Annotated in this window: 14 protein-coding genes; 7 read left to right on the plus strand and 7 right to left on the minus strand. The window is 69.5% G+C overall.

What is annotated here, in order from left to right; genetic code table 11:
• Window positions 1-27 precede the first annotated feature (27 nt).
• Both ASF63_RS01790 and dapD read right to left on the minus strand, forming a co-directional pair.
• Entirely contained in the window at window positions 28-1,431 is a 1,404-nt protein-coding gene (locus ASF63_RS01790; RefSeq protein ID WP_056508807.1) for a DEAD/DEAH box helicase, read from the minus strand.
• Window positions 1,432-1,657: 226 nt separating this feature from the next.
• On the minus strand, window positions 1,658-2,611 hold the full coding sequence (gene dapD / locus ASF63_RS01795; protein ID WP_056508810.1) for a 2,3,4,5-tetrahydropyridine-2,6-dicarboxylate N-succinyltransferase: 954 nt from the start codon (window positions 2,609-2,611) through the stop codon (window positions 1,658-1,660).
• Window positions 2,612-2,676: 65 nt separating this feature from the next.
• Between dapD and dapE the strand changes: the two genes are divergently transcribed.
• The 3 genes from dapE (at window position 2,677) to ASF63_RS18725 (ending at window position 5,219) form a co-directional block, all read left to right on the plus strand.
• The gene (dapE, locus tag ASF63_RS01800; RefSeq protein WP_056508811.1) at window positions 2,677-3,750 is read left to right on the plus strand and encodes a succinyl-diaminopimelate desuccinylase; all 1,074 of its coding nucleotides are present in this window, start codon (window positions 2,677-2,679) and stop codon (window positions 3,748-3,750) included.
• A complete protein-coding gene (locus ASF63_RS01805) occupies window positions 3,732-4,949 on the plus strand; it encodes a hypothetical protein (RefSeq protein WP_056508814.1) in 1,218 nt (405 codons plus the stop codon). The genes dapE and ASF63_RS01805 overlap by 19 nt, the downstream gene beginning before the upstream one ends.
• 96 nt (window positions 4,950-5,045) lie before the next feature.
• Window positions 5,046-5,219, plus strand: a complete 174-nt coding sequence (locus ASF63_RS18725; protein ID WP_017203323.1) for a DUF3117 domain-containing protein — start codon at window positions 5,046-5,048, stop codon at window positions 5,217-5,219.
• 88 nt (window positions 5,220-5,307) lie between these two features.
• Here ASF63_RS18725 and ASF63_RS01810 read toward each other — a convergent pair whose 3' ends face one another.
• Window positions 5,308-5,943, minus strand: a complete 636-nt coding sequence (locus ASF63_RS01810) for an O-methyltransferase (protein ID WP_056508815.1) — start codon at window positions 5,941-5,943, stop codon at window positions 5,308-5,310.
• An 89-nt stretch (window positions 5,944-6,032) separates the two neighbouring features.
• Between ASF63_RS01810 and ASF63_RS01815 the strand changes: the two genes are divergently transcribed.
• Complete coding sequence (locus ASF63_RS01815; protein ID WP_056508818.1) at window positions 6,033-6,419, plus strand: twin-arginine translocase TatA/TatE family subunit; 387 nt, start codon at window positions 6,033-6,035, stop codon at window positions 6,417-6,419.
• 39 nt (window positions 6,420-6,458) lie between these two features.
• Here the strand turns inward: ASF63_RS01815 and ASF63_RS01820 are convergent, their stop codons facing one another.
• From ASF63_RS01820 to ASF63_RS01835, 4 genes are read right to left on the minus strand one after another with little or no spacing between them, the layout of a single operon-like run.
• A complete protein-coding gene (locus tag ASF63_RS01820; RefSeq protein ID WP_056508820.1) occupies window positions 6,459-6,932 on the minus strand; it encodes a hypothetical protein in 474 nt (157 codons plus the stop codon).
• Between the two features lie 9 nt (window positions 6,933-6,941).
• Window positions 6,942-8,060: an Mrp/NBP35 family ATP-binding protein gene (locus ASF63_RS01825; protein WP_056508822.1), complete on the minus strand. Its 1,119-nt coding sequence runs from the start codon at window positions 8,058-8,060 to the stop codon at window positions 6,942-6,944.
• Window positions 8,057-8,596, minus strand: coding sequence for a DUF1003 domain-containing protein (locus ASF63_RS01830; RefSeq protein WP_056508824.1), 540 nt, complete (start codon window positions 8,594-8,596; stop codon window positions 8,057-8,059). The genes ASF63_RS01825 and ASF63_RS01830 overlap by 4 nt, the downstream gene beginning before the upstream one ends.
• Window positions 8,596-9,861, minus strand: a complete 1,266-nt coding sequence (locus ASF63_RS01835) for a magnesium transporter MgtE N-terminal domain-containing protein (RefSeq protein WP_056508825.1) — start codon at window positions 9,859-9,861, stop codon at window positions 8,596-8,598. Before ASF63_RS01835 ends, ASF63_RS01830 begins: the two co-directional genes overlap by 1 nt.
• A 112-nt stretch (window positions 9,862-9,973) precedes the next feature.
• Here ASF63_RS01835 and ASF63_RS01840 point away from each other — a divergent pair, with 112 nt between their 5' ends.
• Genes ASF63_RS01840 through ASF63_RS01850 form a run of 3 tightly spaced genes read left to right on the plus strand, consistent with a single transcriptional unit; the run spans window position 9,974 to window position 12,110 of the window.
• Window positions 9,974-10,726 (plus strand): general stress protein, encoded by a 753-nt coding sequence (locus ASF63_RS01840; RefSeq protein WP_056508826.1) that lies wholly within the window; start codon window positions 9,974-9,976, stop codon window positions 10,724-10,726.
• Window positions 10,726-11,460 carry a DUF4870 domain-containing protein gene (locus ASF63_RS01845; protein WP_056508831.1) on the plus strand — a complete coding sequence of 245 codons (735 nt, stop codon included), beginning with the start codon at window positions 10,726-10,728 and terminating at the stop codon, window positions 11,458-11,460. Before ASF63_RS01840 ends, ASF63_RS01845 begins: the two co-directional genes overlap by 1 nt.
• Window positions 11,460-12,110 carry an alpha/beta family hydrolase gene (locus ASF63_RS01850; RefSeq protein ID WP_056508832.1) on the plus strand — a complete coding sequence of 217 codons (651 nt, stop codon included), beginning with the start codon at window positions 11,460-11,462 and terminating at the stop codon, window positions 12,108-12,110. Before ASF63_RS01845 ends, ASF63_RS01850 begins: the two co-directional genes overlap by 1 nt.
• Window positions 12,111-12,119: the final 9 nt, after the last annotated feature.

The following is a 12,119-nucleotide window of genomic DNA, read 5'->3' on the forward strand; positions in this document are numbered from 1 at the left end:
GTGCACCCGCCTTGACATGTCTGAGGGTCAGCGACCCTGTGAGCCGCGACCGCGGCCGCCCTGGCCACCTGAGCGGGATCCGCCCTGGCCGCCCTGACGGGATCCGGCCGTTGCGCCCTGGCCGCCCTGACCACCCGAGCGGGGGCGACGGCTACGGCGCGACGGCGGGTTGGCGGCTGAATTGCGTTCGCCACCGGCCGGGCGCTGCTTCGACGACTGACGCTGCTGCTGCTGCGGCTGCACAGGAGCCGGACGCACGTGCGGCGCGCGCTCGGGCACGAGCTCGGTGACGGCGTCAGAGGTGACAGGCTCGAGGGCAGCCGTGATGGCCGCCTTGCGGAGGAGGTCCTTCACATCGCGACGCTGCTCGGGCAGCACGACCGTGACGACCGTTCCGGCGGCTCCCGCACGAGCGGTGCGACCCGAGCGGTGCAGGTACGCCTTGTGCTCCATGGGCGGGTCGACGTGGACGACGAGGTCGACGTTGTCGACGTGCACGCCACGGGCGGCGACGTCGGTCGCGACGAGAACGCGCACTCCGCCGTCTTCGGGGGCGGACGAGAACGCGCCGAGGTTGCGCTCACGCGCGTTCTGCGACAGGTTGCCGTGCAGGTCGACGGCAGGGATGCCCGCGGCGGTGAGCTGCTTCGCGAGCTTCTTGGCCTGGTGCTTGGTGCGGGTGAAGAGGATGCGGCGGCCGGTGCCCGAGGCGAGGTCGCGCACGAGCGTGGTCTTGTTGTCGGTCGAGTCGACCACGAGCACGCGGTGCGTCATCTCGCCGACCGGAACGCTCTCTTCATCGACCTCGTGGCTCACGGCGTTCGAGAGGAACCGACGCGCGAGCGTGTCGATGCCGCGGTCGAGGGTCGCGCTGAACAGCAGGCGCTGGCCGCCGGCGGGGGTGGCGGTGAGGATGCGGGTGACACCGGGAAGGAAGCCGAGGTCGGCCATGTGGTCGGCCTCGTCGAGGACGGTGACCTCGACGGCGTCGAGCTGCACGACCCGCTGCTTCATGAGGTCTTCGAGGCGGCCGGGGCACGCCACGACGATGTCGACGCCGTTGCGCATCGCCTGCTCCTGCGGACGCTGGCTGACACCGCCGAAGACGGTGGTGACGCGCAGGCCCTTGGCCTCGGCGAGGGGAGCGATGGTCGCGGCGATCTGGGTCGCGAGCTCACGGGTCGGAGCGAGGACGAGTCCTCGGGGGTGTCCGGGACGGCTCTTGCGCGACGAGGAAGCGAGGCGGGCGACCAGCGGGAGTGCGAAAGCGATCGTCTTGCCGCTGCCGGTGCGGCCGCGGCCGAGCAGGTCACGTCCGCCGAGGGAATCGGGAAGCGTATCGCGCTGAATCGCGAACGCCTCGGTCTTGCCGTCCTTCGCGAGGACGGCGGCGAGGTCGGCGGGCACGCCGAGATCGAGGAAGGAAGTCATGAAGTATCTCCGAGAATGCACGCACGAACCATCGGGCCGGGTGCGGGAAGGTGGGCGACGGCGCGGGATCGCGCATCGTTTCGCCGTTCGAAATGGCCAGAACCAGGCAAGTGGCGCGGGAGCGTGTCGACGACGCAGACGTCTCGCATCGCGAGGAGCGTCGCCTCGACACTATCACGCGTCAGGAGGAGAAGCCTGGGACGTCCCCCGCCCCAGCGAGTCGGGGTCAGGCGTGCAGCGCCTCGTTGAGGGTCACGCCGACTCCGGCGCGGTGTTTGACCTCGATGGCGCCGCTCACCGAGTTGCGCCAGAACAGCAGGCCGTTCTGCCCGCTGAGCTCCGACGCCTTGACCGTTCGCTTTCCGCCCTGAGACGTGTCGGGCCCGTCTGCGACCACGACCTTCGAACCGGCGGTCACGTAGAGACCGGCTTCTACGACGCAGTCATCACCGAGCGCGATTCCGATGCCCGCATTCGCACCGAGAAGTGAACGCTCGCCGATGGACACACGCACGCTGCCGCCGCCTGACAGGGTGCCCATGATGGAGGCGCCCGCGCCGATGTCGCTGTTCGCACCGACGACGACACCCTGCGAGATTCTTCCTTCCACCATGACCGGTCCGAGCGTGCCGGCGTTGAAGTTCACGAAGCCCTCGTGCATGACGGTCGTGCCAGGGGAGAGATGGGCACCGAGACGGACGCGCGAGGCGTCGGCGATCCGCACGCCGGAGGGCTGCACGTAGTCGGTGAGTCGAGGGAACTTGTCGAGCCCCTGCACCTGGATGCCTGCACGCTGCAGCAGCGGACGCAGCCGTGCCGCGTCATCGGGGTGCACGGGGCCGGCGTTCGTCCAGGCAACGTTCGGCAGGTGGCTGAAGATGCCGTCGAGATTCAGGTGGTTCGGGCGCACGACCAGGTGCGACAGCGCGTGCAGACGCAGGTAGGCGTCGACGGTCGATGCCGGTGCGGCATCCAGGTCGATCTGCAGTTGGACGGTCTCCACCGTGACGTTGCGGCGCTCGTCGGTTCCGGCCAGGGCCTCGAGGGTGACGAGCGCGGCCGCCGCGTCCTCTGCCGACGGCGCTTCGGTGCGCACCTCGGGGAACCATGCGTCCAGCACGGTGCCGTCGCGGGCGATCGTCGAAAGTCCGATACCCCACACGGTGCGCGCTTCAGTCATGCCTCCACGGTATCGCGACCCGAGCCGGGCGATCGTCCAGATGTCGAGGTAAGTAGGCTGGGGGAATGATGCTCGATCTGACCGCGTCCTCCGTCGACCTGACCCGTGCGATCTGCGACATCCCGAGCGTGTCGGGCGACGAGAAGACGCTCGCGGATGCCATCGAGCAGGCGATCTCCGCGTATGCGCATCTCGAGGTGCTCCGCCACGGCAACACGATCGTCGCCCGCACGAACCTGGGACGCGCCCAGCGGGTCGCGATCGCCGGCCACATCGACACCGTGCCGATCAACGACAACGTGCCGACGAAGGACATCGAGATCGACGGTGTCGCCTACCTCTGGGGGCGCGGAACCGTCGACATGAAGAGCGGCACCGCCGTGCAGCTCAAGCTCGCCGCCGAGCTCACCGAGCCCTCGGTCGACATCACCTGGATGTGGTACGACAACGAGGAGGTCGAGGCGTCGAAGAACGGCCTGGCGCTTCTCGCTGCAGTGCGCCCGGATCTCTTCCAGGCCGACTTCGCGATCCTCGGCGAGCCGTCGAACGGCGAGGTCGAGGGCGGCTGCAACGGCACGATGCGCGCAATCGTGCGCACCACCGGAGTCCGCGCCCACGCGGCGCGCGCCTGGATCGGCGAGAACGCGATCCATCGCGCCGCCCCGATCCTCGCTCGTCTCGCCGAGTACCGCTCCAGGGAGATCCCGGTCGACGGGCTGCTCTACCGAGAGAGCATGAGTGCCGTGCGCATCGCGGGGGGAGTCGCGGGCAACGTGATCCCCGACGCGTGCGAGGTCGAGGTCAACTACCGGTTCGCGCCGAGCAAATCCGCCGCCGACGCCGAGGCCCATATCCGCAACCTCCTCGCCGGGTTCGACGTCGAGATCACGGATGCCGCAGAGGGCGCCCGCCCGGGGCTCGACGCCCCCATCGCGCAGGAGTTCGTGACCGCCGTCGGCGCCGAACCCCGACCGAAGTACGGCTGGACCGACGTGGCGCGCTTCTCGGCCCTCGGCATCCCCGCCGTCAACTACGGCCCGGGCGACCCCCATCTCGCGCACCACGACGAGGAGCGGGTGCCGCTCGCGCAGATCGACGCGGTCGAGCGAGGACTGCGCACGTGGCTCAGCTCGCGCTGACCGCCACTCGTCGTTGGGCGAGTGCTCCGCTCCCGCTGCGGATCGCACTCGTCTACCTGACCGCTCGTGCGGTGACCACCGCTCTCCTGATCGCCGCGGCGCTGCAGTCGACGTCGCTGTCGCGATTCGGCGCGGATCCCGGCCTCGCCGACTTCGTCGTCGCCTGGGACGCGCAGTGGTACTGGCTCGTGGCGGAGGAGGGATATCCGTCCGAGCTGCCGCTCACCGAGTCCGGCGACGTCGCCGAGAACGCCTGGGCGTTCATGCCCGTGTTCGCGTTCGCGGCCAAGGGCATCGGCTTCCTGTTGGGGTCGTGGGGGATGGGGGCCTTCCTGCTGTCCTTCGTCGCCGGATACTTCGCGTGCGTCGCACTGCACCGCCTGCTGCGCGATCGCCTCGGGCAGCATGCCGCGATGTGGTCGGTCGTGTTCTTCGCGTCGGGGCCGATCGCTGCGATGTTCCAGGTCGGCTACGCCGAGACGCTCTTCCTCCTCCTGCTCTTTCTCGCTCTCGACGCCACGATCCGCCGTCGATACACGTGGCTGTACCTCCTGATCCCGATCATGGCGTTCACGCGTCCGGGCATCCTGGCCTTCGCGCTCTACCTGGGCCTGCACGGCATCTTCCGCTGGTGGCACCGGCGCGAGGACCCGCTTGCGACCCGTGAGGTCGTGCATATCGTCGTCCTCGGCGCTCTGGCCACGGTGGCGGGATTCTCGTGGCAGGTGATCGCCGGCGTCGTCACCGGAGACCCGGGGGCCTACCTCGCGACCGAGCTCTCCTGGCGTCGGAACTGGCTCGTCGGCGGGGTCGAGGGCTTCATCCCCTTCGAGGGATGGATCCAGGCATCCCAGTTCTGGTTCGGACAGTGGGGGCTCCCGACGTCCTGGGGGCCGGTCGTGCTCGCTCTCCTCGTGGTGACGGCCGGCGCCGCGCTGATCTACCTGCCGCAGGTGCGCGCACTCGGTCCGGATCTGCGTCTGTGGAGCGCGAGCTACCTGCTCTACCTGCTCGCGGTGTTCTTCCCGCAGTCGAGCACGTTCCGGCTGCTGCTTCCTCTGAGCCCTGCCTGGGGAGCGCTCGCGGTGCCGCGGTCGCGCCTCTGGAGGGTGGGCGTCCTTGCCGCCTGTCTGGTGGGCCAGTGGGTCTGGATCTACCACGTGTATGCCCTCGGCAACACGTTCTGGCAGGTGCCGTGAATGTTAAGGCTTGATGCATTTCTTCATAGGGGACGTCCAGGTTCGGGTAACACCCGATAAACTGGTCGCATACCACCGGAGGAAAAGGAGCCCACGATGGCAGCGATGAAGCCGAGGACCGGAGACGGACCCATGGAGGCCGTGAAAGAAGGGCGACTCATCATCGTGCGCGTCCCGCTCGAAGGAGGCGGCCGTCTGGTCGTCTCCGTGAACGACGCAGAGGCGAAGGAACTTCACGACGTGCTGGCAGCCGTCGTGGCTCCCGCCTGATAGAACTCGAATTCGCGCACGCGGATTCACGAAGAGGGCGACGGATCGATGATCCGTCGCCCTCTTTCCGTCCTGATGGTTTGATCGCTCAGGACTCTCCGACGCTGATCAGCTGCAGCAGGCCCTCGCCGGTCGTCGACACGGTGGCGAGCACGGCGGACGACTCCTGCGTCTCCTGGATGAGCGAGCGATAGGCCGAGGTGACTTCGTCCCGCTGAACCGGGTCGGCGACGCGGCCTCCGCCGAGCACACGGGGGACCAGCACGATGCCGCCGGTGCGCACGAGCCGCAGCCCGTGCTCGACGTAGTCGATGACGTTCTCGGGGTCTGCGTCGACGAGCACGATGTCGTACGATGCCTCGTTCATGCGCGGCAGCACGTCGGCCGCGCGCCCGGTGATGAATCGCGCCTTGGTCGCCGGGATGCGCGCATCCGCGAACGCCTGACGAGCGGCGGCCAGATGCTCCGGCTCGTTGTCGATCGAGGTCAGGACGGCCTGCGGTGCACCGCGCAGCAGCCAGAGTCCCGAGACGCCCGCTCCGGTACCGATCTCGACGATCGATCGAGCGCCTGTCGCGGCGGCCAGCACGGCGATCTGCGAACCGACGGCCGCGCTGATCGGCGACGCGCCGAGTTCGACGGCGTGCGCGCGGGCGCGGGCGATCGGCGAAGGCTCCACGACGGATTCGCGGATGAAACGTGCGTTCGCATCGTTCTCGCTCATTGCCTGATTCTCCCGACTGAGATGTGTGTTCTCCCAGGGTATGCGCTCGGTGCGCGGCGCACGGGCAGGCGCGGCGGTAGCCTGGACAGATGCAGTTCGGGATCACCTTCGAAAAGCTGCTGCTTATCGGTCTGATCGCTGTGCTGCTCATCGGACCGGAGCGGCTGCCGCGCTACGCCGAGAGCGTCGCCAAGCTCGCTCGGCGTGCCGGCGAGTTCCTGCGGGACACCAAGTCGCGCGTCCGCGACGAGATGGGCCCCGAGATCGACGACGTCGACTGGCGCAAGCTCGACCCTCGGCAGTACGACCCGCGGCGGATCATCCGGGATGCGCTCTTCGAGGACGACCCCGCACCTGGGCAGGCTCGCGCCGAGACCGTCGTCGCGGAGCCCGCGGTGAAGCCCGTGCACACGCCCAGGGTGCGACCGGAGTTCTCGCACTCGAGTCCTCCGCCCTACGACCCCGAAGCCACCTGAACCCCGACCCTGAACCCGGCCCTGACCTGCGGGCTGCGCTCAGCCGATCCGTGTGCGCAGCTGCGCGATGTCGGCGTCGCTCAGCAGCGCCCGCGGGATCGCCGTGATCGCCGACGCGCCGCGCAGTTTGAGCAGCACGGCATCCGTGCCTGCGCGCATGCTCTGGAAGGTGCGGTACTCGATGTCCGACGAACGGCTGCCTGCGCCGATGTGCAGAGCGCTCTCGCCGAGGCGCACCCAGACCACGGTTCCCGGGGGCGTGGCGGCTCGTACTGCGCGTCGAGCTCCCACGATCGTCATCACGACGGCGTAGACCATCAGGGCGATGCTCGCGACGGGAAGCAGTCCCGAGAGCCCGACGCTCCCTCCGGCCGCGCTCAGGTTCAGGATGCTCAGCGCAAGCGCTGCGGCGAGGGCGATCCACATGACGATCGCCGCAGGGCGGGTGAGAGCGTAGACCGCGGCGTCACGGGCCATACCTTTCAGCAGCCGCTCATCGACGGTGAGTGCCATCTGCCGCACCTATCCGAGGGTCATCGGGAGCGAGCGGCCTGCGAGTCCGCGTCCCTGCGCGGCGAGGGTGCGAGCGAGGTCGCGGATCGCCGTCGCCGCGGCATCCGTGCTGTCACTGAGGACGATCGGGACGCCTATGTCTCCTCCGGTGCGCAGCGCAGTGCTGAGCGGGATCGAGGCGAGCAGCGGAACGGGGTGCGACTCGGACAGGGCCTCGGCCACGGCCGCACCTCCACCTGAGCCGAACAGGTCGATCACCGTGCCGTCCGGCAGGGTGAAGGCGCCCATGTTCTCGACGACGCCGATGACCCGCTGACCGGTCTGGCGGGCGACGAGCCCGCTGCGGATCGCCACGTCGGATGCGGCGGCCTGCGGCGTCGTGACGACGAGGACCTCGGCGTGGGGGAGCAGCTGGCCGATCGAGATGGCGATGTCGCCGGTACCGGGAGGCATGTCGATCAGCAGGATGTCGAGGTCGCCGAAGAAGACGTCCGTCAGGAACTGCTGCACCGTGCGGTGCAGCATCGGCCCGCGCCAGGCGACCACGGCCTCGCCGTCGCGGAGGAACATGCCGATCGAGATGGTCTTCACCCCGTGCGCCACAGGCGGAAGCATGAGGTCGTCGATGCGGGTCGGCTGAGTTCCGGCCGGGATGCCGAGCAGACCGGGGATCGAGAACCCGTGCACGTCGGCGTCCACCAGGCCGACGGCCAGTCCTTGATCGGCGAGGGAGGCCGCGAGATTCGCGGTCACGGTGGACTTGCCCACCCCGCCCTTGCCGCTGGAGACGAGGATCACGCGTGTGAGCGAATCCGGGCCGAACGGCATCTGGCGAGCGGGGCGTCCGTCGCGGAGCTTCTCGGTGAGGGCCTTGCGCTCGGTCGGGGTCATCACGCCGACCTCGACGTCGACCTCGGTGACGCCGGGCACGGATGCCGCGGCGGCGCGCACGTCGGATTCGATGCGGGCCGCTGCGGGGCACCCCACGATCGTGAGCACGATGGAGACGTGCGCGCGACCGTCCTCGACCGCGATCTCCCTCACCATGTCGAGGTCGCCGATCGGCCGTCGCAGCTCAGGGTCGCTGACGGCTGCGACCGCCGCGCGGACGGACTCGGCGGAACTCATGATGCGGATCGCCCGCCGGACCGGCGTTCGGCGGCCGGCGCGTGGTCGCTCTCGCCGAGTTCGGCCAGCAGGGCCTTGAGCTCCTGGCGGAGGACATCGCGCGTCACGACCTGGTTGGTGCGCTCCTCGAGCGCCATGCGCAGAGCGACGATCTCACGGGCGAGATATTCGGTGTCGGCGAGGTTGCGCTCGGCGCGCTGACGGTCCTGCTCGATCTGCACGCGGTCGCGGTCGTCCTGGCGGTTCTGCGCGAGCAGGATCAGGGGAGCGGCGTACGACGCCTGCAGCGAGAGCATCAGGGTGAGGGCTGTGAAGCCGAGCGCCGCGTCATCGAAGCGCAGGTGATCGGGCAGCAGCGTGTTCCAGCAGATCCAGAGCACGCAGAACAGCGTGAGGATCAGCAGGAACGCGGGGGTGCCCATGGCGCGGGCGACCCATTCGGTGAAGCGCCCGAAACGGTCGCGCGACGTCGACCGCTGGCGAGAGGTGCCACGTCCCAGAGGAGCGTCGAGCTGGGGCGAACGGGAGCGTGCCATCAGCGCACCTCCTTCGGGACACTCGGCTCGTCGCTGTCGTGCGTGCGCCAGTCGTCGGGGAGCAGATAGTCGAGGACGTCGTCGATGCTGATCGCGCCGACCAGGCGGTGCGCCGTGTCGATCACCGGCAGTGAGACGAGGTCGTAGCTCGCGAGCATGCGGGCGACCTCAGCGGCGGAGGCCGTGACGTGCACCGGCTCGAGGCTGTCGTCCATGATGGCGCCGAGTCGCTCATGAGGGGGGTAGCGCAGCATCCGCTGGAAGTGCACCATGCCGAGCAGGCGCCCGGTCGGCGTCTCGAAGGGCGGCAGCGTCACGAAGACCGCCGCCGCGAGGGCGGGGTGCAGCTCGTGCCGGCGGATGAGAGCGAGGGCCTCGGCCACCGTGGCATCGGCGGAGAGGATGATCGGCTCCGGGGTCATCAGACCACCCGCGGTATCGGGGCCGTAGCGGAGCAGCATCCTGACATCTTCTGCCTCTTCCGGCTCCATCAGCTCGAGCAGCTGCTCGAGTCGGTTGGGCGGAAGCTGAGCGAGGAGGTCGGCCGCGTCGTCGGGCTCCATCTGGTCGAGGATGTCGGCGGCGCGTTCGTCGCCCAGGCGATCGAGGATGTGCACCTGCTCGTCCTCGGGCATCTCCTCGAGGGCGTCGGCGAGGCGGTCGTCGGAGAGCTCCTCGGCGACCTCGATCATGCGCTGCTGCGGCAGATCGAGAAGGGTGTTCGCGAGGTCGGCTGCGTGCAGCTCGGAGTAGGACGCGACGAGCTGCTCTGCCGACTGCGCCTCGCCGGGTGAATGCTGCTCCGCGACCTCGCTCCAGGCGGCGAAGGTGGTCGGGCCCTTCGCGAACGGCGACGCGCTGGTCTTCGGGCGGCGGAGGAAGAGCTGGCTGACGGCCCACTCGCCGAGGCGGTTGGGCTCGATCGCCACGTCTTCGATCACGGCGGTGCCGGTCCCGTCGACGAGGCTCACCCGCCGGCCGAGCAGCTCGGCCAGGACGCGCACCTCGCCGGCGCGCGGCGAGAAACGCCGCACGTTGATGAGACCTGTGCTGATGACCTGGCCGGCGCGGATCGACGTCACACGTCCGATCGAGAGGAAGACGTGTCGACGCCCGGGGATCTCGACCACGAGGCCGATCACGCGCGGGGCCGCCGTACTTCGGTACACGATGACGACATCACGGACTTTGCCGAGCCGGTCGCCCACGGGGTCGAAGACGGCGCACCCTGCAAGGCGCGCGGCGAATACCCGTTGTGTGCTCACTCATCCAGCGTAGTGCGCGGGGCCTGTCCGGGTGCGGCCCGGAGTGCCGCACCGACGCCTCGGCCCGACACGCGCCCGGCCCGTGCATCGGCAGGCATGGAACAATGGCGGGATGAGCATGCTGAACCGTCCAGCTGACAGCCGCGATGAAGGCGAGATCGTCGCCTCCACCCGCGATTACGAAGGCGCCCAGAAGACGGTGTCGAAACTGATCGCGCAGGAGGTGCCAGCCAGAGACATCGCGATCATCGGGCAGAGCGTACGCACGGTCGAGCGCATCACCGGTCGCCTCGGCTACGCGGCCGCGGCCCGGTCGGGCGCCATCAACGGCGTGCTCATCGGTCTCTTCCTCTCGGCGATCCTCGTCATCGGCAACCCGGAGGTGCCGATCCAGCTGTTCGTCGGGTTCGTGTTCATCGGTGTCGCCCTCGGAATGCTGCTGAGCCTGGTCACCTATGCGATCGTTCGGCGTCGCCGCGATTTCGCGAGCGTCACGCAGTTCGCCGCCGACCACTACGAGGTCCGCGTGCAGGCGGCATCGCTGGCGAAGGCACGTCTGGCCCTCGGCGCAGCCAAGCCCGCCCCGGTGCGCGCACCTGTGGACCTCGACGAGCCGCCCCGCTACGGCGAACGCATCACCCCCGGCGGTCACACGGCGCCCACTCCGCCCGCGACCCCCGTCGAGCCCACGCCCGGCCCCGATCATGCCCCCGGATCCGAGCCGACACCGCCTCTGGGTGGCGGCCAGAACCCCCCGGCAGAGCCCGCGATCCCGCCGCGGCCGGCAGATCCGGCCAGCCCGCCCGCCGAGGCTCCGGGTTCTGGTGCAGCCGGTATCCCGCCGAAGTCGGCGGAGCCCGCCTGATGACGGACCCGAACAGCGAGACGAACCCGCTCTCGGATTCGACGACCGAGGCGCAGACGCCGGCTCCGTCGCCGTACGAGTCCGTTCCGCCTGCACCGCCGGTTCCGCCGGCTGCGCCGACAGAAGGCCCGCTGCCTCCCGTCCCGCCGCAGACGCCGGTCTACGGCGATGCCCCGCCGCCGGCGCCCGTGTTCGCACCACCGCCGGCACCCGGATACGCCCAGCCGCAGGCGCCGGGGTACGCCCAGCCGCAGGCGCCCGCGTACGGATACCCGCAGCAGCACCACACTCCCGTGTACCCCGCAGGGGGCTACCCGGTCGGCACCTATCCGGCTGCCGTCCCGCCGCGTGGCCTGCTGCCGTGGGCGCTGGGCCTGCTGATCCTCATCCCCTTCCCGTTCGTGGGCGGACTCGCGTCCGGGATCGCGATGGCGGTCAGTGGTGGAGCCTCCCGTCGCTTCGGGGGACTGGCGCGAGATAACGCGCGGGCGGCACTGAACTGGGGCCTGACCTACCTGCTCGTCTCGACAGTCCTCCTGGTCTCGCACTTCGTTCTGCTGTTCTCGTTGACGGCTGACTCTCCGACTTCGGGCTTCTACCCGATCGGCATCCCGATCACGATCTACTTCGCGCTCTCGGTGCTGCACCTCGTCCTCGTGATCGTCGGCATGGTCCGAGCAGCGGGTGGCAAGGTCATGCGGGTGCCCTTCGCGATCCCGTATCTCCGCCGCTGATGACGGTCATCCCGGTCGAGCTGCCCACGGGGACGACGACGGTCTCGGCGGACTGGGCTCCCGGAACGAACGGTGCGACCGTCGTCATCGCGCACGGCGCGGGAACGGGCAAGGATCACCCTTTCCTCACGGGCTTCGCCGACGCGCTCGGGGCGCTCGGATTCTCGACGTTGCGGTTCAACTTCCCGTACGTGGAGCAGGGCCGCAGGATGCCGGGGCCGGCAGCGCACGCGATCGCGACGTGGAACGCGGTCGTCGCCTTCGCCCGCGAACAGGATCCGGCGGCGAGGATCTGGGCGACAGGCAAGTCCTACGGCGGGCGCATGGCCTCCATGGCGGTGTCCGAGGGACTCACCGTCGACGGCCTCGCCTACCTCGGCTATCCCCTGCACGCCCCGGGCAAGCCCGAGAAGCCGCGCGCGGAGCACCTGCCGCCGATCGTCGTTCCGCAGCTCTTCATCGAAGGCACGAACGATCCGTTCATCCAGCCGGTGGCGCAGTTCGACGATGTCGTCGCCACCTGCCAGAACGCGCGAGTCATCTGGATCGAGGGCGGCGGCCACACCTTCGAGGTGAAGGGCCGCAAGCGCCCGGCATCCGACATCGGCGCGTCGCTCGCACCGTTCGTCGCGGAGTTCGCCCGGCCCTGACAGCATGGC

The organism is Microbacterium sp. Leaf320, from assembly GCF_001423485.1.
Classification (GTDB): Bacteria; Actinomycetota; Actinomycetes; order Actinomycetales; family Microbacteriaceae; genus Microbacterium.